The organism is Paenibacillus diazotrophicus, assembly GCF_042610465.1.
The window spans coordinates 113,397-137,516 of the sequence record NZ_JBGJZN010000007.1 but is presented as its reverse complement, the minus strand read 5'-3'; the positions used below and the strand labels follow the sequence as shown (position 1 = coordinate 137,516).

Here is a 24,120-nt window from a genome sequence, read left to right as displayed (position 1 = left end):
CATAATTCTCACTTCTCGGCTTCCTTCACAACCACACGTCCGCCCTCGACCTTAATCACCGTGATGGAAGCGCCCGCGGCAATAAAAGAGCCCTCAGTAACCACATCCACCCGCTCCCCATTCAGATTCACCGTTCCAGCCGGACGAAGCGGCGTAATACTGACGCCGGAGGCTCCAACCAAACTAAGTTTCTCCAGCACAGGCACAAATCCCTGCTCTTTGGTGAGACTGTCTTTCAGAATAAATCGGTTCCATATACCCCGATCCTTGAACACGACAGCTACAATGATAATAACGACTGCCGCTGCCGCAAAAGCAATGCCCAGGCTGAATAACGCATGAGTATAGCTGTATGCAGCCCTAACTACGCCCGCTACGAGGAGTACAGAGCCGAGGATACCCAGTATGCCAAAGCTCGGAACAAACAGCTCCAGAACCAGCATCACAAGCCCCAGAATGAATAACAGCCATGTCTCGGCACCCGCAAAGCCCGCCACATAATTGCCGAAGAAATACAGCGCAAAGGCCAGTGTGCCGACAATCCCGGGAACCCCAAAGCCCGGAACCAGCATCTCGATGACAACCCCCGCAATTCCGATGAAGAGCAGAAGCGTCATCACAATCGGATTGGTCAGAAAATGCGACATTTTCTCCGCACCTGTATGCTCCACGCGAAAGATGTCGTCTGTTGAATAGCCCAGTGAGGTGATTGCTTCTTCAGGTGTACCGGCGATGCTATCAGCGTAACCGGCTTTGAGCGCTTCATCGCTGCTCAGTGCGATAATCTGGCCCAGTTCCTTCTTCACGCCCAGCTCGGGCTTGTTGACGACAATATTCTTATCCATCATCCCGGCGGCTATTTCCGGATCACGCCCATTCAGTTCAGCGGCACCAACCATTTTAGCCTTCCAGTAGGACACCAGCTTGGCGTCATCCACACTATTCCCTCTGCCGTCTACCAGGGAAGCCGCGCCGATCATACTGCCTGGCTTCATAATGATGCTTCCAGCGTTGAGCGCAATATAGCTGCCTGCCGAAGCGGCATCCCCCCTAATATAAGCTGCCGTCGGAATTTCACTGTCGCGTACCATCGTGCCGATCTGTTCTGCCGAATCCACAAGTCCGCCTGGCGTGTCAATTTCCAGCAGAATCAGCACAGCGCCGTAATTCGCAGCCTCCTGAAATCCCCGCTCCAGAAAGCTCTGCAGCCCCCGCTCAATCTCCTGATCTACCGGAATGATAAATACAGGCCCGTTTTTGGACGCCGGTGCAGTTCCTGACGGTGAACGCGGTGTTGCCTTGTCTGCGCTCGCCGCACCCGCTATGGGTATCATCAGCAGCAACAATAGGAGAACGGAAATACTGGACATCACGATTTTACGAAATCTGTCCAAGGGCTTACCTCCTCTTTCACAAAATTCCAGTTTATAGTGCTTAGTACGCCTGTTAGTCATCTGCGTTTCAAAACAACGCTAAAAAGGGACACGATATAAGTCTATGCCTATACCGTGTCCCTAACGCAATCCTATTAAACAAAAATGCTTACTTCCCTGAAAATGAAAAACACCCCTTAAGAAAGGGGTGCTAGCGTTATATTATTGCAGAAATTGCAGAACCGCCTGGTTCACGAGTTTACCATCGGCGCGACCTTTTACCTTAGGCATCAGTGCGCTCATCACCTTACCCATTTCACTTTTCGAAGAAGCACCGGTTTCCTGGATGGTCTGCTGTACAATTACTTTAATTTCTTCTTCGGAAAGCTGATCAGGAAGGTATTTCATGATAATCTCGATTTCTGCCTTCGTACTCGCGGCAAGCTCGTCGCGACCCGCTGATTCAAATTCTTGGAGGGCATCTTTGCGCTGTTTGATTTCACGACTTAGGATATCAAGCACTTCGCTGTCGTCTAATGTTCTCTTCAAATCTATTTCAAGATACTTTATTGTAGAACGAACCATTCGAATCGTGGAGAGTGTGAACTTGTCCTTACTCTTCATCGCTTGCTTCATATCTTCGTTTAATCGTTCGCTAAGATTCATGCGTGGGTAATCCTCCTAAAACTTTCTCTTACGAGCAGCCTCAGACTTCTTCTTGCGCTTTACGCTTGGCTTTTCATAATGCTTGCGTTTCTTCACCTCAGCCAAGACACCATCTTTAGCAATGGAACGTTTAAAGCGACGAAGTGCAGCATCAATTGTCTCGTTTTTGCGAACTTTCGTTTCAGACACCAGTTTTCCCTCCCTCCGACCAGACCGTCCAAGAGCATAACAACACGGTTCATCAAATTTCATTATAGGTCAAAGCGAAATAAGGTGTCAACCTTCGTGTTATTCTTTTTTTCGGCCGGGTACTTCCGTATTTAAAATCTGTCAGGCGTGGGATGCCGAATTTCCGACAAGAGCGCCTAATTTGGCCCCGCCAAGCAAGTGATAGTGAAGATGAGGCACGGCCTGTCCGCTGTCCGGTCCGCAATTGTTAATCAGACGGTATCCGCTGTCTGCAATTCCAAGCTTAACAGCAATCTGCTGCGCCACAGCGTGAATCTCACCGATCAGCGGCAGGTCTTCAGGTGCAACGTCATTCATGGAAGCTATGAATTTCTTCGGAATAATCAGCACATGTACCGGAGCTGCAGGCTCAATATCATAAAATGCCAGAATCCGATCATTTTCGAATACCTTATTGGATGGTATCGAACCTTCAATAATTTTGCTAAACACGGTTTCCATGGGGACGTTTCCTCCTATTAGTGTTGGTGAAAAGCCAGCAAGTTAATCCGGCTTGTACTAATCCGTGCTCGGGAATGGCTTGCTTCGCGGCATCATCATTATATGTCTCTTATCATACAGGATAATTACGGATAGGGAAAGGCAGCCGCCGGAGGAGGTGTGGAAACGGAGATCGTGCTGTGTAAGAATGCGAAAGGGTAAGAGATGGGAAGGAGAAGGGGTAGGCAATAGAATATTCAGATTGCGATGTAGACATCTAAACGGACAGGGGATAACTGATTGAAAGATATGAAGATGATCCACCTTACTGTTATAGATACAGGGTGATGATTAGCTCTTGAAAAATATATAAGCATGACAAGCTTTCGGCAAACCAAGAAATCCGCATGAAAAAAGGCAAAAAAAAAGAAACACCCTATCAGCTTAGAAAGCTGATTCGGCGGCGGACGTATGAAAAGGAGGTTAGCTCCCGGTCATACGTCCGCCGAGGTGTTTCAAAATGATGTCGGCTTAGCTGTATTATAACAAGGGGATGATACTGTATCTGTGACGATCATCACATTGTATGTGAAGGATTACATTTTTTCCAAAAGAATCCGCGATCCCCCGCCTCCCTGCTCTGCCGGAACAATAACCAGCTTGCGGGGCAGACGTGCCCTCAGCTCGGGAACATGGCTAATGATCCCAACGGAGAGCTGGTCGTTATGCAGTCTTTCGAGCGATGTGATGACAGTGTCGAGCAGGTCCGGGTCCAAGGTGCCGAAACCCTCGTCCAGGAAAAAGAATTGCAGCGGATATTGCCCCCTAAGCTGAATCTGCGCCGAAAGCGCCAGTGCCAGGGACAAAGAGGTCAGGAACGTTTCTCCGCCGGATAAAGTGGATACCGGTCGTCTAACGCCGCCATTTCCGTCATCCCGGATCACAAACCCGCCGCCAGAATCCACCTCAAGCGCATAGCGCTGCTTGCTCAGGAAACGAAGCCGCTGTGAAGCAGCCTGGCATACCTGCATCAGTTGTTCCTCTGCTATATATTCTACAAAGGCATTTCCCCGCAGGACAGTCTGCAGCTTGGAAAGCTGGTCTTGAAGCGCAGCATGCTCCGCCCGTCTCCCTTCCAGCTCCACCCAGCGGATGTGGCGATGCTGCAAGTCCTCCAGGTCACGTTCAGCACGAGCACGGCCCTGTAAAGCGGCCTCATCTTCCTCCTTGCAGCTGTGCAGGGCTGCCTGGCTCTCCTGCCATTCTTCTGCGCTTAAGACCGCACCTTCCAGCTTCTCTGCGATGTTCCGCAGCTGCAGTGTAACTTCAGCCTCCCCATCACGGTGAGCCCGTACACGTGCACCAGCTTCCATCCGGTCCTCAGGAGTGAGCGCGGCAACTTCCACCTCAGAGGCTGAAGCAAACAGCGAGGCGTTCAGACTATCCTTCCAATGCGTGTCAGCCGCCGTATAATGCTCCCGGGCAGACTCAGCCGCCTGGCGGCTGATTGCGGCTTCCTTCACCGCATGCTGTGCCTGATCGGCTGCTGCCCGGTGAGCTTGCTTACTGCTATCCAGCCCCGCCTGCAGCTCCTGAAGCCGCTTCTCACATCCCGCCAGCAAAGCACCAGCAGAGCGGCCGTCAGTCCACTGAAGAAGGCGTTGCTCTTTCTCGCGCTCCAGCGACTCTTTGCCTTCCAGCTGTGCGTTCCACTGGGCCAGCTCTTTATCCAGGGAGGCTATTTCCTCTTGCAGCATCTGGACAGAGGCACTCTTGTCGTCCAGGAACTTGACGCTGATCTCCAGCCGTCCCCTGATTTCCTCAGCCTGCTCATCCTTCTTCAGCATTTCCCGGTAGGCATGCTCCGCATCATCCGGTGCAAGCTCCGGAAAGAGCCTCGTCCATTCGTTATTGAGATCCTCCAGCTGCCGGGCCAGATCTGCTGTCTTGACTGTAATCCCTTGCAGCCAAGCGGCTTCAGCTTCCGCCGCCGCTGCTTCCTTGTGGGTCAGCTGCTGCTGATCCTGCCAGGCGCGCTGCCACTCTGCCGCAATGCGGCGAAGCTCGCCGGAGCGGACTTTACGCTCAGAATAACCTGTCTCCAGTCCGGACAAAACCTGCTCACCCGGAACTGTACTGGTACGGAATGATACAGAAGCGGCGGAGTCACCGGCAGAGTCCGGAACCGCAGCTGAATTCGAAGAAGAAATACTTGTTGGGCGTTCCGATGGACCCGAGGCTATAGTTGGATCGGAAGAAGACAAGGCTGCTAGGTGATTCGTTGGAGCCGGGGTCTTAGCTGGATCCGAAGACGACAGACCTATCGGGTGTTCCGCTCGAGCCGGGGCTATAGCTGGATCCGAAGAAGAAGGAGCTGCCAGGTGATCCGTTGAAGCCGGAGTCTTAGACTGAGCAGGGTTGGCTACGCTGCCCTCCTCCAAGCCCGCAGCGGCGGGTGCTGCGAAAGACTCTGCCGCCCCTTCGCCATATACCTGTTCCAGCCAGATCATATCCTGCTCCAGCAGGCTGCGGAATTGAAGACGCACTTCAAGCGCCCGTCTGCCTAAGGCGCGGGATTGCTCGAGCTGATGCTCCAGTTCTTCCCGCTCGGCGCTGTCCTCTGCCAGCGCAGGTGCGGGGTGGTGCGGGCTGCCGCAGACAGGACACGGCTGCCCGTCCAGCAGTTCACTGGCGAGCGACAGAGAGAGCCGGTGCCGCTCTTGGCCCTTAAGCGCCGCCGCAAGCGTGCTTCCGTGAAGCTCCAGCTGATCGGCGGCGGCTCCCGCTGCGGCCTCTCCGGCGCGCAGCTCCTGCAGGTGCAGCGCAGCGGCGGCGATGCCCGTGCCGCGCTGCGCCTCAAGCGAGCGCCGCCGTTCCCCGGCGGCGGCGAGCCGCGCCTCCGCCGCCGCGAGCACCGCGGCGCGCTCGGCGCGTTCCCGTTCCGCCGTCTCCCGCTGGGAGGAGGCGGAACGCAGGCCCTGCAGACGCTGCATGGCTTCCTGCAGCGACTGCCGCTCCTGGGAGCGGACCGCGAGCGGCTGCAGGCTCTGCTGCAGCTCGTGCTGGCGCTTTTGGCCCTTGGCCAAAAGCTCACGCTCCCGGGCCATGCTCTCCCGCCGGGCAGCGAGCCCGCGGGAAGTCTCATCGCGGCGCTCCAGCAGCGCTGTGCGCTCGCGCCGCAGACCGCTAAGCTCAGCTTCCAGCTCGAGCGCGCGGCGGTAGGTGTCCGCCCCCTGCCGGAGGGCGGGCTCTTCTGCGGAAAGCGCGGCCTGCGCCGCCGCTTCCGCTGCTGCATGCGCCGCCGCCTGCTGCTCGGCTGCGGCGGCCTGAGCCTCCTGGCCCTCCGCATGGGCCAGCCGGCTCTTCCAGGCCTCTTCCGCGCTGCGCCAGGCCTTCAGCGCGGGCAGCATCTTCTCGGCTTCGTCAGCCTTGCCGAGCTTCTGCTCCAGCAGGAGAATCTCCGCCTCCTGCGCAAGCAGAGCCTGCCGCTGTCCCTCGCGGCGGGAACGCTCCTCCTGCAGCTCACGGATGCGGGCATAGCGTTCCGCCCGCTGCGTTGCCTCATCCAGCCGCTTGCGGCAATCTGCCGCCTGGCGGACTGCTTCCTGCAGGCGCTGTGCAGCAGCCTCAACATCCGCCTTGCCTGCACTTCCCAGCCCCTGCTGCTCCGCCTCCAGCGCCCGCAGCGCGGCCTCGTTCTCCTTGACCCTGCGGCTAAGCTTAAGCGCCAGTCCGTCACCATACTGCTCCAGATGAAAAAGACGCTGGAGCATTTGCCTGCGATCCACGCCGCGCAGTGACAGGAACTCGGCAAATTTCCCCTGCGGCAGCACCACAGCACGGGTGAAATCATCCATTTTAAGTCCAATATGTTCCTCCACGCAGCGTGTAACATCTGCCAGCTTGTCAGCCATCACATGATCGCCGTCAGCGTTAACCTCAATAAAGCGGCTGATGGTATTGCTTACCGACTGGTCACCTGTCCGCTTGAACTTACGTTCAACCCTGTAACGGCGGGGGCCGGCAGAGGAGGTAAGCTCAAAAGTAAATGCCACGCTGAGCTGGTCCTCAGAATGATTCATAATTCCCTGTGTCCCATTCACTGCACGTTCCACTTTGCCATACATGGCCAGTGTGATCGCGTCCAGCAGACTGGATTTACCGCTTCCCGTCGGCCCAAAAATACCGAACAGCCCGGTCTCGGTCAGACTCGCAAAATCAATCTCCTGCTGCTCTCTATAGCTTTGCAACCCGGCTACTTTTAGTAGAATTGGCTTCACTTCAGTTCTCCTCCCCTTCTGCAGGCTCGCGCCGTTCTTCTTCCGCCAACTCCAGGAACAATTCAATCAGGCTGTCCTCAGGCTCTGCCCCGCCGGTCTGCCGCTGATAGAATCTGCGGAACAGCTCCTGCACGGGCATGCGCGAGCGGGCCATCTCCTCAAGCTCCTGCTCCATCTGCGGATACACCGGGCGGATATGTATAATCCCCTCACGGGATTTGCGCAGCCGCTGAATATCATTCAGCGACATCGCTTTCGTGAGGCGGAGCTCCAGATCAATAAAGGCATTTGCATCCCGGCCTTCATCCAGCCAGTTGTAGACTTCCTGCAACCCCCCGGAAGACTTCCAGTTCACCAGAGGACGGCCACAGCGCAGATAGATCTCCTCAAAGGAAGGCTCCCCGCCAGGCGCGATCTCCAGCAAAGCCACGGACTTCGCCTGACCTGCTTCAGAGAAGCTGTAGGCCAGAGGCGATCCGCTGTAACGGATCATGCCGTCGCCTTTCACACGCTGGGCGCGGTGAAGATGGCCGAGCGCTGTATATTGTGCGCCGCATGACAGCGCGGAAGGATCAACGGTATAAGCCCCGCCAACCTGGATGGGCCGCTCTGAATCACTCTCCACTCCGCCCAGCACATAGATATGACTCATGGCCAGATTGACTGTCTTCGGTGAGAATTCACGGCCCAGCAGCTTCATCAGCCTGCCGACCCTGGCACTGTAAGCAAGACGAAGCTCATCTTCCCCCGCATCACCGGCGAGAAGCTCGCCGAGCCGGGCTTCGGAGGGATAAGGCAGCGCTGCGATTTTGGCAATCTCGCCTGTGCGCACGGCATGAACGGTCACCGGTTCCGAGGTAGGCAGGCCCACAAGTGTGATGCCCTGTCTGCGGACAAGCGGCGACACGGATGCCACACGCTCAGGCTGATCATGATTGCCGGAAATGACTACAAGCGGCCGTCCATTAGCCGTAAGTCTGGCGGCCGCATCGTAGAAGAGCTGCTCGGCTGCTGCCGGTGGATTCACAGAATCATAGACATCCCCTGCCATCAGTATCAGATCCGCCTGGGAGGCATCCGCAATCTCCACCAGTTCATCGATGAACTGCTCCTGCTCCTTCTGCCGGCTTCTTCCTTCCAGCGTCCGCCCCAGATGCCAGTCTCCCGTATGCAATATGCGCATTGTCACCCTCTTTTCCCCGCCCACATGCGGTGCCTCTTGATTGATAGATTGATAGATTTATAGTTTCAATGTTAATAATTCCGCTGGATTCATAGCTTCACAGCATGTCCGCCGTCAAAAAAGTACAGCCAAATCTCGCTGACCGGCTCCCCGAGAATATCAAGCAGCGCCTTGCTGTAGAGTTCCAGCTGAAAACGGTATTTCTCTTTAAGCGAATCAAGTCCGCCCTCATGTTCCAGAACAGCGTCCGTCTTATAATCCAGCAGAATCAGCCGTCCCTCCTCCCGGAAAAGACAGTCGATGACTCCCTGAATTAGAACGGATTCTGCCGAATCCGGGGTTTCTTCAACAGCTTCAAGTCCCGGAGCGGCATCATTAATAAATGTAAGTCCTTGGTAAGCCTCGCCCGCCGGAACCATATAGCTGAAAGGCTGTTCTCTTCTTTTCCAGGGAGCCCCAATCAGCCTCCGGCCCAATTCACCCATATAGAACGCCTCAATGTCACCAAGATCGACAGCCTGAGCCTGCTCGTCTGTGAGGATGGCAAGCCGGGTAAGACGTGCTATTGTGGCTTCCAGAACAGTACGGTCTACATTCTCTTCCAACGGAATATGCTGCATGACCGTATGATAGGCCGTTCCCCGCTCGGAAGGCGACAGGCCCCGTTTCTCCATAAATTTCGGGCGCTGCAGATGGAGACTATCCGATCCTGCCACCCCACGCGCCAGGCTGTTCCCTGAAGCCTGGGCCCGTGATTCTTCAAGCAGGTCATAAGAAGGCTGCTCCTGCATGGACAGCATCGATTTCAGTTCGGTGACTGAAGTTTTGGCAGGAATCCGGGACGCGGAGGCATGGGGATAAGCCCACTTCAGCCTTGCTGAAATATCAGCTTCTCTGCTCGTACTCTTAACTGCCACACGGTTGCCGCGCTTTAAGGCTTCGAGCATCGTCTGCCTTTCTTCGTTCGGATCCGCTGCTCCAGCTACACCAAATGAGCCGGAACTGAGTTCTGAAGCATTCACCGCCGAGATGCTCCAATTGGATAAATCACCATGCAGTACAGCAGATACTGCTCCCTCTGTTCCTGCCAGCTTGCGAAGAATAGCTGCGCCTGGATGGCGGATTAATGCCGGTCCCACCCAATCCAAATAGCTGCGGCCCCTGGCCAGCAAATGATCTTCAAGCAGCAACTCTTCACGTGCCTGCACACTGCTCCAGCCTGCAAGGGTACGCGATAGATCCCTTACGGTGCCGACAAGGATCATTTTGTCACGAGGCCGGGTTAATCCAACATAGAGCACACGCATCTCCTCTGCCAAGAGTTCCAGCCGGGAACGGCGGTTAATGGCCAGATAAGGAAGTGTAGGATAGCTGACCCTGGTCTCCCGCTCTACAAAACGCGGGCCGAATCCAAGCTCTTTATGCATCAGGAACGGGGAATACAAATCCTGACGGTTGAACGGCTTCGCCATTCCTGCCAGAAACACTACCGGGAACTCAAGACCCTTGGATTTGTGGATGGTCATAATTCTTACTCCACCGGTCTCTTCGCCCGTTCCTCCAGCCACTCCCAAGTCCCCGCCGTTTTCGCGCAGCCGGTTAATGAACACCAGAAAGCGAAACAACCCTCGTGCAGAAGTGTCATTTTCAAATTGTACAGCCCGGTCATACAGCGCCGTCAGATTATTCTGACGCTGAAAGCCTCCAGGCAGGCCGCCTACCCATTCCAAATAGCCGCTCTCTCCATAGATCCGCCAGATTAATGTACTGAGACTGCCCTCCCGGGCGGCATTTCTCCAGCCCTCAAGCCGCTTCAGAAACGCTCGCAGCTTCATCTGAAGCTGCACAGATATTTCCGGTATTCCTCCATCGGTTGCCGTATTCTCCGCTAATCGGCCGCTTCCTGACGGGCTTCCTTCGTTAGAAGCAGCACTCTCAGCTTGAACAGTCTCTGCGAGTCCAACTGTCTGCTGTATATCCGCATGTAATGACTTTGAATATGAGTCTGTTATATCCTCTTCACCGGCAGCCGCAAGTACAGCATCAAAAAACGAACCATTACTGCAGAGACGTATGAGAGCCAGCTCCTCTTCGCGCAGATTCACCACAGGTGACCGGAGCACACCGGCCAGAGGGATATCCTGACGGGGATTGTCCACAATCTGCAGCAGCGACAGGGCAATTTCAACTTCGGTTGCCTGAAAATAGCCTTTGTTCTGGTCGCCATACGCAGGAATGCCTTCCATACGCAGCTCCTCAATCATCAGAGGTGTCCAGATTCGCGCGGACCGCAGCAAAATTACAATATCGCCATATACAACCGGACGCATAATCTTCCTTGCTTTATCATAAATCAGCAGCGGCTCACCGCCACTCATCCCTGTCATCTGCGAGATGCGGCGGACAATGGCCCTTGCCTCAAGCTGTGCAGTTTCACTCTCAATAGCTTCATTCTCCTGAGCGGGAAGCTCCCCGTCATCAGCCGGCTCCTCTGAACGGACAGACGGCGATGCCCCCCGGTCGATCAGCAAAAGTTCAGGAGCAAAATAGAGATCCGGCCCTTTTTCCTCAGCCCCCGGGAAATTCGCCCCATAGACCAGCTCCGCGCGCTCATCGTAGCTTATTTCAGCAACCTTACTGTCCATAATCTGCCGGAAAATCATATTCACGGCATGGACTACCTCCAGACGGCTGCGGAAATTACGGGCCAGATCGATTACAGAGCCGCCCCTTGTCGTTCCTGAATCTGGGAATTCATCATCCCCGGAATTCTCCCCGCTCCCAGCTATGCCATCGCCTCTGTTGTCTGTGGCTGAGCCAAATTTCCGGTATTTATCCAGAAAAAGTCCCGGCTCCGCCAGACGGAAACGGTAAATACTCTGCTTCATATCTCCAACCATAAAGCGGTTGCCCGGGGATTCGCGGGAGATCAGCCGCACAATTTCTTCCTGAACGCTGTTCGTATCCTGATATTCATCCAGCAACACTTCGTCGAACTGGTCGCGGTACTCCATCGCCGCATCTGAGGGCACAGAATGACCGGGTACAGAATCCTCGTGGCGCAGGATTTTCAGACAGTAATGCTCCAGGTCACTGAAATCGACCATGCCCCGGCCTGCTTTCTCGATCCGGTAACGTTCACCGAATTCGATGACTGTCTCCGCAAGCTCCCGCATTAGCGGGGCGGCCTCATGCAGTTCACCCAGAAAAGCCTCGGCGGGACGCCCAAAGAGGGATTTCTGCAGTTCCAGCAGGCTCTTCTTCACATTGTCCCGGAGCTCCTTAACGGTCTCCTGGAGCCCGGGATCAGTCGAATCCTTCTTGCAGGCCTTCAGCTTTCCAAACGATATTTCCATAAAAATATCATACAGCTCGGCCCAAGGACGGAATTCCAGGGCTTCCTGCAGCGACCGCACCATTTCCAGATCCGCAGCCAGATTATCGGCATACGGAGCGGGGCCTCCAGGCTGCAGCGCAATCTCCCGGCCCCTGCGGAGCTGGCTCGCAGCCCCATCCAGCGTCAGCTTCGCTTCCGCCAGAATGCTCTGCACCCATGGCGTGCGGCTTAAAGCTTCCGTGTCCGGCAGGGAGAAATCCGCCGCAGTACTCCGCAGCCACTCCGCCGGCCAGGGATGGCTGCGCGCAAAATCATGCAGCCGCTGCACCAGAGCATGCACCGCATCATCACTGCGCTCTCCACTGAACCAGTCAGCCAGCCGAACAAAAACAGTATCTTCCCCATCCTCGGTCACTTCTCCATATTTCTCTTCCAGCAGCTCCTCCAGCAATTCCTGGCGCATCATCTCTGCTTCATGCTCATTCAGAATCCGGAACCCGGGATCAATGGGAATAAGCTGGTAGTAACGCCGTATGACCTCCAGACAAAAGGAATGCAGCGTCGTAATCGAAGCTTTGCCGAGCAGAGCAAGCTGGCGGCGCAGATGCTCATTGCCCTGGCTTCCTGCCTCATCCCCTGAGTCCTCCTCCTCCAGCTTCCGTTCCAGTGCCTCGCGGATACGCTGACGCATCTCAGCAGCGGCTGCCTTTGTGAAAGTGGCCACCAGAAGCCGGTCCACGCTGAACCCGTTCTCTTCGCTGCTGATCTTGCGGATAATCCGTTCGACCAGGACTGCGGTCTTGCCGGAGCCTGCCGCCGCCGCGACCAGGATATCATCACCACTCTCCGCAATGGCACGCCACTGATCGTCGCTCCACAGGCTTCCTTCCGGTTTGGGCTCTATTTCAGCTTTTCGAATCATGGCTTATCTCCTCCTTCGCGGGACAGCAGGTCCCAGATTGCTTCTTTGCCCGGCTTGCCAAGAATGTTGTAAGCATTGCCTTCCACAGCCTCATCGAACTGGCATACCGGCCGGTAGGAACAGAAAGTGCAGGCTGTTTCCTGCTGTATCCGGTAAGGCTGAATCGCCACATCGCCTTCGGTAATACGTGTCCCGATATCAGTGATCGTGCTGCGTACCGAGGACAGCAGATGTCCCCATTGCTCAGGAGTAGCGACCGAAGCGCTGCTGTAAAAGCTTCCATCGCTCTTCAGTGCCACCGGTACAATCGAGGAATGTCCCTTGTCCAGCGTAGTATCCATAAGCGAGACAACTTCACGGTCCGCCGTCAGCAGCCCTTTCATTTTGAAACGCTTCATCAGCTCCTGCTCTGCCTGCTCGCGGTTCATGCCGTTCGCTGAAGTCAGCAGCGGATCATGCACATGGAAATAGAGCGTTCCGGCCGGAAGAGCAGTCTTCCCGAGCCATTGCTCCGAATAGGTGAGCAGAACATCCAGGTAGGTCAGCATCTGTAGCGACAGCCCGTAATAGACCTCGTGCAGCTTGAGGTCCTTCTGGCTGGATTTATAGTCGATCACCCGCAGCAGAATGCCTTGCTCACCCTCAGCCATATCCACACGGTCAATCCGGCCCACCACCTCCATCACACAGCCGTTGGGCAGAGTGATTCTAAGCGGCGGCAGGTCCTTGCCCGGACCAAAATCAAGCTCAAGCCCCACTGGCTCAAAGCTGCCCCGTCTGGCATGTTCCCCAAGGATCACGGAGGCGCGCCCTACAATGTTCTTAAGCTTACGGGAAATATATCCGTAGCGTTTGCTGCTCATCAGGATTTCCCCTTGAAGAAGCGGAGAGAGCCGGTCCACAGTCTCTCCTGCCTCCCGGCGGCATTCCTCTGCCGTCATACTGCCCCAGCTGCGCCCCTGCTTCTGCAGCCGTACAGCCATATCGCTGAGAGCAGCATGGAACAGCTGCCCGATATCCGGGGCTTGTAGCTTATAGAGCTGGCGTTCTTTCAGCCTCAGCCCGTAGGAAGCGAAATGCGAGAAGGCGCAGGCGACGAATTTCTCCATACGCGACACACTCCCCCTCACTGTCGTTCCTCCGTACAAGTGCAGACTGGTTCTCCGCTTCAGCCGGATTCCTTCATTGCGGTAGAACAGGGATCCAAGCAGCCGTTCCAGCTCTGGCCGGTGATTCACATCATCCATAAACCAGTTATAGACATCCCACCAGAGTGCTGGAATCTTAACGCCCTGCCGCCACTGCCGAAGCTGCAAAATCAGCATGCGCAGTGTCTGCTCCGGCTGACCCACAAAGCCCATATGCAGTGCTTCAAGCGCTTCTACCGTCCCGATTTCATCTGCCGCTCCTGCCGAAGCTGCAGGAAATCCAGAAACAAACCGCTCGTGCAGTGCCCCTGGAAACATGCCATGCAGATGTCGGATCATTTCGGAGGGCAGGAGGGCTTTGCCTTCTTCATCCGCTGTCGCATAACTGATCCAAAGCTTGCGGCTTGCCGTTGTGAGTGTATTGTAAATCAGAAAACGCTCGTCCAGCAGCTTGCGGGAAGAACCGGAAGCAAGCTCCATTCCTGCATTCTCCAGCAGCAGTCGTTCCCCTTCCGAGAGGATGCCGTCTTCCTTGAACTGGGCGGGAACAACCCCTTCATTGAATCCCAGTAAAAAGGCGTATTTCACTCCAGATACCCGTGTGCGGTCCATATTCCCCACCAGCACCTGATCCAGCGCAGGAGGCACCAGTCCCATTTTCAGTTCGGCCAGCCCCGTCTCCAGTACCCCGGCAAAAACCTCAAACTCCATTCTTTCATTGCCCATCATCTCGGCAATCTGATCCAGCAGGTCCAGCACCGCTCCCCATAGCTGGGTATGCTCACGGGCCGCTTCAGGACGCCCCAGCTCCAATGCTCTGGCACTCATCTGTTCCAGCTTGCGTGCGGCATCCGTATCCTGCAGAAGAAAATATACCGCCTTGCACAGTTCCAGACCGCTGTGGCTTGTTTTGACCCTTTTCTCAAAAGCCTGAAGCGGACCTGTAATGACCTCCCGGCAGGCTTCCATTCTTGCCAGCAGTGCTTCATCCACAATTCTCTCGCCTTCCAGCGAAAGACTCGGAATGCCTTTCCAGGACCGGCCATTCGTCCAGCGGTGGCCTTGAATACCGCATGCCAGCACATAATTCTCCAGTGCATCCATATCTGCGCGCGTCACACTGTTGTCCATCGGCAGCAGCAGCTCCGTCTTCACACAGCGGAACACATCTTCATACCGCCAACGTCTGCGCACCACATCAAACGAAGAGCGGATAAATTCTATTAACGGATGATGCAGCTCATTCATCTTTTGGTCAAGGAAGAAGGGGATTCCGTAGTCCTGGAACAGGGGAACCACAAGCTGCTCATAATCGGCAATATTGCGCATGAATACTGCCATCTCCTTATATTCGGCACCTTCCTCACGGGCAAGACGAAGTATCTCCCTGAGACTTCCTTCTACTTCGGCTCTACGCGATGCTGCCGCAGTAAGGGTAATGGCATCATCCACCTCTGAAGCCGCACCGCTCCAGCGGATTCGCCGGCCAAACCCCTTCTCCAAATGGGCTAGAGCCGGACTTCCGGCAAAACGCGGCAGCACCGGCGGTGCCAGCAGTTCATCCCATACCGTCAGACCCATCTCCTCTGCCATTCCGCGCAGCTTGATACAGGTTACAGCTGATGGATGAAACAGCTCAAGCTCATGAGGCTGTATCCCCGAAGGGTAGATCCGGTCAAGTGTCAGAGCAACCGTAACTTTTGCGGCATATTGCATCAGCTCCCGCAGCACGGCAAATTCCTGCGTTGTGAAGCCGTGAAAACCGTCCACCCAGATTTCCGCACCGCGAATATAAGTAGAATCCTGAATATGTTCAGCCAGCTCAGCCAGCCGGTCCTCGTCATCCATGTACAGCTGGGACATTTCCTGTTCCAACTCGCGGAACACCATATGCACATCATCCAGCTTGCTTGCGAGAATGGGACTTCGTCCTATCGAATCTCTCATCCGGCCGATCTGCTCCTCCAGATCAGCAGTGCCCAGGCAACAGCGTTTCAGTTCCGTGTGTAATTGGCTAAGCCGCTCTACAAAACCCGGTCTGTCGCTTGATTGACCAAACAGCTTTAACTCTTCCTTATGGCGGCTGATGATCTTGTAGATCAGCATCTTCTTGCCTTCCTCACTGATAGGCAGACTGGCACTGCCTCCGGTCTCCTGCTTCACTCGGTACGCCAGCCGCGAGAAGCTCAGTGTCTGGGCACGAATACTTCCTTTCGTCTTTCCCGTCTTCAACAATCCCTGCTCCGCGCCAAATGAGCCCTGCTCCGGCACCAGCACAATCATCGGAGGGCCCAGCGGGTCTGCTTCGAGGCGGGAGGAGACATCCTCCCATATCTTCGTAGTCTTGCCGCTGCCTGAGCGGCCAATCAAAAAGTGTACTGTCATCACAGTAGACCCCTTCCGTGGCAGAGAAATAGTATGGATAATTAAAAATGCTATACAATCATTCACTAGTTTTATAGGTGAAAATTCAGATGAATCCGTCCCAACATTATAGCACATCTCTTCCATCTAGAACATACGTTTGCCATTCTTTGCATATCTCAATCTATCATTTTCTGGATTCTCATATTGCAAAAAGAGCCCCTCCGGCAGGGGAGGGACTCTTTGTATGCAGATCTATTTGCTGCGCACTTCAAAAATGGCAAATTTCAAGTAGTGGCCTTCTTCCACACCGAGAATTTGCGGATGGTCCTTGCCTGCAGCCCGCCACTCAATCAGACGCAGCACTTTACCGGCATCCTTGGCGGCCTCCGCGATGGTGTCCAGAAACAGCTGCGGCTGCATGTGATAGGAGCAGCTTGCCGTTACGAGGTAGCCGCCCTCGTTGACCAGCTTCATGCCGTGCAGGTTGATATCCTTGTAACCGCGGCAGGCGCCTGCCACCGCACTTTTGGTCTTGGCAAAAGCAGGCGGGTCCAGAATAACGACATCCCACGTCCGCCCTCCCCCGGCTGTCATCGGTTTGGCGGTATCCGCTTTAGCCGCAGCTTTAGTGCCAGGATTGGCATCACTTTTACCGGTGGCCCGCTCAGAGCGTTCTTCCAGGCCTTTGACCTGGTTGCGCAGGAAAGCAAAAGCATCGTCGACCACAAATTCCACCCGGTCGGTGAAACCATTTAGCTCTACGTTGGCTTTGGCGCTCTCGATCGCATGGGCGGATACGTCAAGGCAGGTAACCTTCTTGGCACCGTATTTGCAAGCATGAAGAGTGAAGCTGCCAGTATGCGCGAAGCACTCCAGTACTGTTGCACCATCCCAATAAGGGAAGGTAACCGGTTTGCCGCTTTTGTTAACCGGAAGAGTCTGGAGGGATCCGTCTTCTGCTGCAACCTGCTGCAAAGTAATACCACTGCGTCCACCCCAGCCCTGGATCAACGGGGCAATGGAAGCCCGGTTCTCCCGCTGGTCAAAAAAGTATCCTGTCTTCTGCCCTTCTTCTATATCTACAATCACTTTGAGGCCGTTCTCGCTAACCGTTATATGACGCGGGCACTCTCCGTACAGTATGCCGGTTCTCTGTTCCAGTCCTTCAAGCTCGCGGACACTCACATCACTGCGCTCATAAATACCTCGCGGTGCCACAACTTCTACGAGCGCCTGTACGATCTGGTCGCGGCACTTGTCCATGCCCAGTGTCAGCAGCTGCACCACCAGGACATCACCAAAGCGGTCAATGATGAGACCGGGGAGGAAATCCGCTTCCCCATACACCAGGCGGTATGCATCCGCTCCCGGCAGAAACCGTTCTCTGTGGCGCAGACAATCCGCAAACCGTCCGGCAAAAAAAGGGATATCCATTGCGGCCAGCGGACCCTGTGTTAGAACTCTTACCCGAATCTGCGAAGCAGGATTGTAGTACCCTGTTCCAAGGAATCTTCCTTGATGATTAAGCACATCCACCAAGCCGCCAGCCTGCGGATCTCCGTCCACGGATGCCACTTCACTTGCATAGACCCACGGATGACCTTGTTCCAGTCTTTTTTTACGGCTGCGTTCCAGTATAACTGATGCCAATACCTTCAACTCCCTGTTCTTGTTAATGATTAGTATACATGTCCACTTCACTGCATTCATATATTGGTGTACAACCCCGTTCAAAGGAGCTTGTCCCTATGATCCGTGATCTGCTGTTCCCTGTCCTATATGGTCTTGTGATTTTTCTCGCCGGCATGAAGCTGATGGAAGCTGCACTGGCGAGGCTCGCCGGCCCTCTGCTTACGAGAAGTCTGCACCAAGCAACCTCTACGCCCCTAAAAGGCCTGATTGCAAGCAGCCTGTTGTCGGCGCTGCTGCAGAGCAGCACCGCTGTAACAGTGCTCACCATCGGCATGGTGAATGCCGGGCTGCTGACTTATGCCCGGACGCTGGGCATCATTCTGGGCAGTAACATTGGTACCTGCCTGACAACAGAGCTGATCGGCCTGCAGATCAGTACGATGGCCACTCCGCTGCTTATCGTGTCGCTCTGTCTATGGGCGGCTGCCGTCATGCTCGGCGAGCTGCCCTCCCAAGGCTCACGGATAGCGGAATCCAGTCGCAGGATTGCCGTACCTCTGCAATTCATCTGCCTGGCAATGGCCGGGTTCGCAATGGTCCTCTGGGGCATTGCGGTCATGCAGTCTATCGGACCCGCGTTGCAGGCCAGCGGCCTGTTCCGCTGGTTCCTGGACCATGCGGCTACCAGTGCGCTCTGGGGCCTGGCCGCCGGAGCCTGCCTGACCGCGATGCTGCACAGCAGCGCGGCGGTCATCGGTATGGCCATGGGCCTTGCCAGCTCCGGCGTAATGCCGCCAGAGCTGGGCATCGCTGTTGTGCTGGGTGCCAACATCGGCACCTGCGTCACCGCCGTAATCGCCGCTATCGGCGGTTCGGCTTCCGGCAAGTTCGTCGCCGGATCACATGTCATGCTAAATGTGGGCGGCGCCCTGCTGTTCCTGCCCTTCATTCAGCCGTTGCAATCCTTGTCTGCCTGGATGGGCGGCAGTCCTGCCGCCCAGCTTGCCCATGCTCAGACGATCTTCAATGTCGTCTGTTCACTTGGCGTGCTGCCGCTGTGCTACCTGCCGGTATGGACCCGGCTGGAGAAACGGCTGCAGGTATAGCCGTCCGAAAAGGCATTATCGCTGTACCATTATACTTCAATCAGCCTTACAGTTCTAATGCTAGTTCATGCTTCAAGAAAAAAAGACCTGTAACCCCTCATATAGGCGGATTAACAGGTCTTGATGTTAGACATCCGATGATCAGATTCAACCGGATATGCTTACTATTTTACTGTAATAGATACCGTTACTGTTTTATTGTTGAACTTACCTTTAATAGAGGTTGTCCCTTTACCCACTCCGGTAATCAATCCGGAATCATTTACCTTAGCCACAGAAGAATTAGAGCTAGTCCAAACGGTATTCCCAGTAACAATAACAGTCTTACCTGTATCATACAAAGCAGTTACTACCACCGGCTTGGAAACACCCGGTGCCAGATTCAGCTTGGTTTCACTAACGGTAAGCTTGGTCAGCTTAGGAACCACGGTGATTTTGACCGTTGCCGTAATTCCCTGGTAGGAACCGGTGAGGGTCGCTGTACCTTCGCTGACAGCTTTTACAGATGAGCCTTTCACTGTAGCCACACCTGGATTGGAGGATACCCAATTCATAGCGCTAGAGAAGTTAGCTGTTTTTCCGTTCGAGAAGGTTCCGGTCACTTTAATCGATTTAGAAGCTTTAATATTCATTTCAAGTGTGCTTGGTTCTACAAGCAGCTTCACGACTTTCTGTTCAATAGTCACCGGGATGCTGATCGTCTTATTCGAATAGGTTCCCTTCAAAGTTGCAGAGCCTTTCGCCAATCCCTTGAGGGTTTTGCCCGTTGCGGATTGCTTGATCACAGCATTGCTGCCGCTAAGCTCCCACTTGATCGCCGAAGTGACATCCAGCTCGTCCCCGTTCTCAAGCACTGCCTGAACAGCAGGCAGCGGATCCTCTTCACCAATGACCAGTCCAATTGGATCCTCAGGCCCGATCAGCACGAGCACTTTATTCAGAACGGTCACTTTCAGTTCCACACTCTTACCCCGGACAGCTGAGGAAGATGCTACTGCCGCATTTTCCTTAATCTTGCCAGTCAGGGTTACCGTGCCGGCTTTACCACCGACAAGCTTGCCGTCCTTGACCAGAGCGATATCTCCGTTAGCGGATGTCCACTCGATTTGATCACTGATGTCGAGCTTCGTTCCATCGTATTTCGTTCCGCTAACCTTTGGCAGGCTTGCAGTGTCCGCAGTGTATAGCTCCTGCTCGGTTTTTTCTACTGTCAAATCTGTAAGACTAGGGTATACAGTCAGCTTGAACGATTTGCTTACGCCAAGGTATTCACCTTTGATGACTGTAGTTCCCACTGCTTTGGCAGTAATGGTAGCTACGGCATCATCTGAAGCCACTGTATCGGCTATAACCGTTGCTGTCAGCAGGTTGTCGGAGCTCCACACCGTATTTACAGATTGATTGACTGTTGAATTCACAGCATTCCGTACAGAAGATTTAACCTTCAGGCTTTCTCCAAGGAAGAGGAATTGATCGCTATCCGGCGTCAGGAGCAGCGCTTCATAAGGCGCACGCACATAGACATCCACCGATTTGGAAACACCCAGGTAGCTTGCCGTAATGACAGCCTTACCGGTTCCCAGAACTGTAATCTTCCCGGCATCCACCTTCGCAATACTCTCATTAGAGGTTGTCCAGGTGGCATCTTTAGCAATATTAATCTCGGGGCTGCTCTCCGATGTTTTGGTCATCGCGGTTAATTGAACCGGAGAATCCCCAACCAGCAGTTCCAGCTCTTTCACAGCCGTGTCTTTCGCCTTCAGGATAATTGCCGAATAAGGCAGTTGTACCACGGCTTTGAAGGTGGCAGTCAATCCTTTGTATTTAGCTGTGATGGTTGAAGTCCCTTCACCTTTAAGAGTGATCTTACCATCATCAATGGTCAGCACATTGGTACTGGAGCTGGTCCAGTCCGCATCGGCAGTCACATCTTTCACAGAAGTGGCTGATTCTCCGCCAGTGACTTTGGCCTTGACCGTCAGTAAACTTTCACTGTCACCCAGCTTATAGATGCCATCGAAGCTGCGCTCCAGTGTTAAATCCTTAAAAGGATAGCTTACAGATACCTCAATGGTAGCTACAGAGTTGTTGTAGATTGCAGTTATGATTGCAGTACCGGTGTCTGCAGCTGTCAGTAGCCCGGTGGTGGATACATTTACTACGTTACTATTAGAGGAACTCCATTTGGCCGCAGCCGTCACATCTTTTTTGGAGGAGGAGCCTTCCACGTTGGCATATACCTTAAGCTGCTTCGGTGTCTGGCCTACGGTAAGCTCTACTTTTGCAGAACTGTCGAATTCAATAGAAGTGGTGTCGCCAGTTGCTGCAAAGACGTTTACCGGAAAAGCTACAACAATCAGCAAGATCATAGTAAAGAGCATTTTCGTCATTTTCCTGTACACAGTCATTTGTTCTCTCCTTAGGCATTGAAATTATCGGTATCTATTTTCCACACTCTTCCACTATATCGACAATTAGTGCCTGAGTCTTTACCTTATCTTCAGTTTATTTTCAGTTTCAGCCAAATTCAGGACTTTCTAACTATTCATTTTCACATTCAGCAGAGACAAGGCTTTGCGTAAAATATGAATATTATTGGTGTATGAATTGCCGGTTCCACGGATCCATGCGGCCGCCGGCTCATGCCACTCCACTGCATTAATCTCTTCCGTCTGCGCCTTGGTTACACCGCCTACAGATTCTACAAGAAAGTAATGAACCTCCTTGTTCACTATACCGTGAACCGCATGCTTAAAAGAATATTTAATGACATCAATCGGCGCTCTGATCACTCCGACCGTCCCTGTCTCCTCACAAATCTCACGCAGTGCCGTCTCCTCCACGGTCTCTCCTGGCTCCATCTTCCCTTTGGGCAGCGAAATTTTGCCGTAGCGGTCCACAATAAGCTGAATTTCAAGACCAGCAGCACCTGTCCGGAACACTACCCCGCCCGCTGAAATCTGCTTGTGCGCCATATTCATCCTCCTAAAAGTTTTGCCAGCGGTACTTCATCGATTACTCTCCGCGCAAAACTCACTTCGTAAGCGTAAACTTAGTTTTGCCAGCGGTACCTCATCGATTACTCTCCAGGCAAAACTCACTTCGTAAGCCCCTCTGACTTTATTACCCAAATAGCAAAACAGCCCCACAAAGTGGGGCGTAGAGTTAAGCTGCGCAGCTAATCTTACTGCACGATCTGGTGCAGACCGCTCCGGTTCACGCTGACAAGCTCGCCCTTGCACTCATTCACTCCGGCTTCCGTAATCTTCACCTGGCAGAGCTCTCCCTGCAGCGAATCATCGCCGCCGAAGAACACCTGAAGGTAGTTATCGCTGAAGCCGTGCTGGGTGCTGCGGCCCGGTGCATCTTTGGCCGATCTCTCGGCGATGACGGAGACCGTCTTGCCTACGAATTGGCGGGCGTAAGCCAGCTGCATGTCTTCAGAGAGGTCAATCAGCTGCTGAACGCGAACATTCTTGATCTCTTCATCCACCTGGTTCAGCATCCTTGCTGCCGGAGTTCCCGTCCGTTTGGAATAAGGGAATACGTGCATTTCGGAGTAGTTCACAGCCTTCATGAAGTCATACCCGGCACGGAACATTTCCTCCGTCTCACCCGGGAAGCCGACAATGACGTCAGTGGTTATGCCGACATCCGGCATCGCCTGACGGATCAGCTCCATTTTGGCGAAATACTCTTCTGTTGTATATTTACGGCGCATCGCCTTCAGTACCTCGTTATGTCCGGCCTGCAGCGGAATATGCAGATGGCGGCACATTTTGGAGCTGCGGTTCAAGACCTCGAGCAGCTTTCCGTCAATCTGGCTGGCCTCAATAGAGCTGATACGAACCCGTTCCAGCCCGTCCACCTTGTCCAGCTCCCAGAGCAGGTCGGCGAGACGGTAATTCTCCAGATCGTCCCCATAGCCTCCGGTATGAATGCCGGTTAGGACAAATTCCTTATATCCAGCTTCCACCAGCTGGTGTGCCTGGGCCACGATGGACTTCGGATCACGGCTGCGCGATAATCCGCGCGACCAGGGAATGATGCAGAAGGTGCAGAAGTTGTTGCAGCCATCCTGAATTTTCATAAAAGCCCGCGTCCGGTCCGCAAAGCCTGGCACATCCAGCTCTTCAAACTCCCGGGTCTTCATGATGTTACGGACAGCATTCACCGGCTCGCGGGACTCCTGAATGTTCTTCACATGAGTCATAATGTGCTCACGGTCCTGGTTGCCGATTACGAGATCGACACCGGGAATATCCAGAATCTCGCCTGGTGAGGTCTGTGCATAGCAGCCGGTAACGGCTACAATCGCTTCCGGATTGCGGCGCACGGCGCGGCGGATCATTTGGCGGCTTTTTTTGTCGCCCGTATTCGTTACTGTACAGGTGTTGATCAAATAGACATCGGCGGGCCCTTCGAAATCAACCTGCTCGTAACCTTCATTTTTGAAAAGCTGCCAGATGGCTTCAGTGTCATAGAAATTCACTTTACAACCTAAAGTATAAAATGCTACGGATGGCATTATTCAAGCTCCCCCATTTCTCCAGATTCATAAAGAATACAAGCTGCGGCTACCATACCTGCCGTCTCGCAGCGCAGAATACGCCGTCCAAGCCCGACTGAAACCGCTCCAGCCTCTTCGGCAGCACGGCATTCCTCTGGACTGAAACCGCCCTCCGGTCCGACGATTACCATCACCTTGCCGGACGACTGCTGAGGTAGTCGGGACAGCCAGGGGGCGACCGCGCTGCGGAGCTGCAGGCCTTCTTCTTTTTCATAACAGAAATACACGGCGTCATACGCACTGAAGCTCTTCAGCAGCAGCTTCCAGCTAAGCGGTGAGTGCACTTCCGGAACGATATTCCGGTGTGCCTGCTCGGCGGCCTCTTTGCAGATTTTGCGCCAGCGATCCAGGCGTTTGCTTTCCTTGCGTTCGTCATACTGCACAATCGTGCGCTCTGAGAGAAAAGGAACAAAGGCTACTGCGCCGATTTCGGTGCATTTTTGAATTACTGTCTCCAGCTTGTCTCCCTTGGGCAGACTCTGGGCTACTGTAATCTTGATCCGCGGCTCATGGGTCATGTCCAGCATTTCAAGGATATGGACAGTCACTTCCCCTATTTCAATCCCGGCAATTTCCACGAGTGCCTCCCGGGACACTCCATCGCTGACAATCAGCTTGTCCCCGGCCTTACCGCGCATCACCTTCGCGATATGACGGGCGTCCTCGCCGCTAATGACTACCGTATCCGGATGAAATTGCTCCGGTGTTACGAAATAACGCTGCATGTTCTCATCATCCTGTCCCTTATTCAGCATAAAAGCGGCAGCGTTCCTGCTTCCCAGGTTCCCTGCCGCCGCTCTTTCAACTATATTCCACTAAAAATACCACATTACATAATACAACGTTTGCCTGGCTGTGAATAGTCCC

General features: G+C 54.2%; 14 protein-coding genes. 1 reads left to right on the top strand and 13 read right to left on the bottom strand.

Going from position 1 to position 24,120, the window contains the following annotated elements:
- Window positions 1-8 precede the first annotated feature (8 nt).
- The 9 genes from ACAN54_RS23250 to ACAN54_RS23210 all read right to left on the bottom strand — a co-directional run bounded on the left by ACAN54_RS23250 (window position 9) and on the right by ACAN54_RS23210 (window position 17,595).
- On the bottom strand, window positions 9-1,334 hold the full coding sequence (locus ACAN54_RS23250; RefSeq protein WP_379161590.1) for an NfeD family protein: 1,326 nt from the start codon (window positions 1,332-1,334) through the stop codon (window positions 9-11).
- 261 nt (window positions 1,335-1,595) lie between these two features.
- Complete coding sequence (locus tag ACAN54_RS23245; RefSeq protein ID WP_379161132.1) at window positions 1,596-2,039, bottom strand: GatB/YqeY domain-containing protein; 444 nt, start codon at window positions 2,037-2,039, stop codon at window positions 1,596-1,598.
- A 15-nt stretch (window positions 2,040-2,054) separates the two neighbouring features.
- Window positions 2,055-2,228, bottom strand: a complete 174-nt coding sequence (gene rpsU / locus ACAN54_RS23240) for a 30S ribosomal protein S21 (RefSeq protein ID WP_005547957.1) — start codon at window positions 2,226-2,228, stop codon at window positions 2,055-2,057.
- Between the two features lie 141 nt (window positions 2,229-2,369).
- Window positions 2,370-2,729 (bottom strand): histidine triad nucleotide-binding protein, encoded by a 360-nt coding sequence (locus ACAN54_RS23235; protein ID WP_379161130.1) that lies wholly within the window; start codon window positions 2,727-2,729, stop codon window positions 2,370-2,372.
- A 575-nt stretch (window positions 2,730-3,304) separates the two neighbouring features.
- Window positions 3,305-6,988, bottom strand: a complete 3,684-nt coding sequence (locus ACAN54_RS23230; protein ID WP_379161128.1) for an AAA family ATPase — start codon at window positions 6,986-6,988, stop codon at window positions 3,305-3,307.
- 1 nt (window position 6,989) lies between these two features.
- Complete coding sequence (locus ACAN54_RS23225; RefSeq protein ID WP_379161126.1) at window positions 6,990-8,171, bottom strand: exonuclease SbcCD subunit D; 1,182 nt, start codon at window positions 8,169-8,171, stop codon at window positions 6,990-6,992.
- A gap of 89 nt (window positions 8,172-8,260) precedes the next feature.
- Entirely contained in the window at window positions 8,261-12,430 is a 4,170-nt protein-coding gene (locus ACAN54_RS23220) for a UvrD-helicase domain-containing protein (RefSeq protein ID WP_379161124.1), read from the bottom strand.
- Window positions 12,427-15,963, bottom strand: coding sequence for a helicase-exonuclease AddAB subunit AddB (gene addB / locus ACAN54_RS23215; RefSeq protein ID WP_379161121.1), 3,537 nt, complete (start codon window positions 15,961-15,963; stop codon window positions 12,427-12,429). The genes ACAN54_RS23220 and addB overlap by 4 nt, the downstream gene beginning before the upstream one ends.
- Before the next feature lie 234 nt (window positions 15,964-16,197).
- Window positions 16,198-17,595, bottom strand: coding sequence for a class I SAM-dependent rRNA methyltransferase (locus ACAN54_RS23210; protein WP_379161118.1), 1,398 nt, complete (start codon window positions 17,593-17,595; stop codon window positions 16,198-16,200).
- 98 nt (window positions 17,596-17,693) lie between these two features.
- Here ACAN54_RS23210 and ACAN54_RS23205 point away from each other — a divergent pair, with 98 nt between their 5' ends.
- Window positions 17,694-18,683: a Na/Pi cotransporter family protein gene (locus ACAN54_RS23205; RefSeq protein ID WP_379161116.1), complete on the top strand. Its 990-nt coding sequence runs from the start codon at window positions 17,694-17,696 to the stop codon at window positions 18,681-18,683.
- Between the two features lie 164 nt (window positions 18,684-18,847).
- Here the strand turns inward: ACAN54_RS23205 and ACAN54_RS23200 are convergent, their stop codons facing one another.
- The 4 genes from ACAN54_RS23200 to ACAN54_RS23185 form a co-directional block, all read right to left on the bottom strand.
- Window positions 18,848-21,091, bottom strand: coding sequence for an Ig-like domain-containing protein (locus ACAN54_RS23200; RefSeq protein ID WP_379161114.1), 2,244 nt, complete (start codon window positions 21,089-21,091; stop codon window positions 18,848-18,850).
- Window positions 21,092-21,220: 129 nt separating this feature from the next.
- A complete protein-coding gene (locus ACAN54_RS23195; RefSeq protein WP_379161112.1) occupies window positions 21,221-21,658 on the bottom strand; it encodes an NUDIX hydrolase in 438 nt (145 codons plus the stop codon).
- A gap of 209 nt (window positions 21,659-21,867) precedes the next feature.
- Complete coding sequence (gene mtaB, locus ACAN54_RS23190; protein WP_379161110.1) at window positions 21,868-23,211, bottom strand: tRNA (N(6)-L-threonylcarbamoyladenosine(37)-C(2))-methylthiotransferase MtaB; 1,344 nt, start codon at window positions 23,209-23,211, stop codon at window positions 21,868-21,870.
- Window positions 23,211-23,978 (bottom strand): RsmE family RNA methyltransferase, encoded by a 768-nt coding sequence (locus ACAN54_RS23185; protein WP_379161588.1) that lies wholly within the window; start codon window positions 23,976-23,978, stop codon window positions 23,211-23,213. Before ACAN54_RS23185 ends, mtaB begins: the two co-directional genes overlap by 1 nt.
- Window positions 23,979-24,120: the final 142 nt, after the last annotated feature.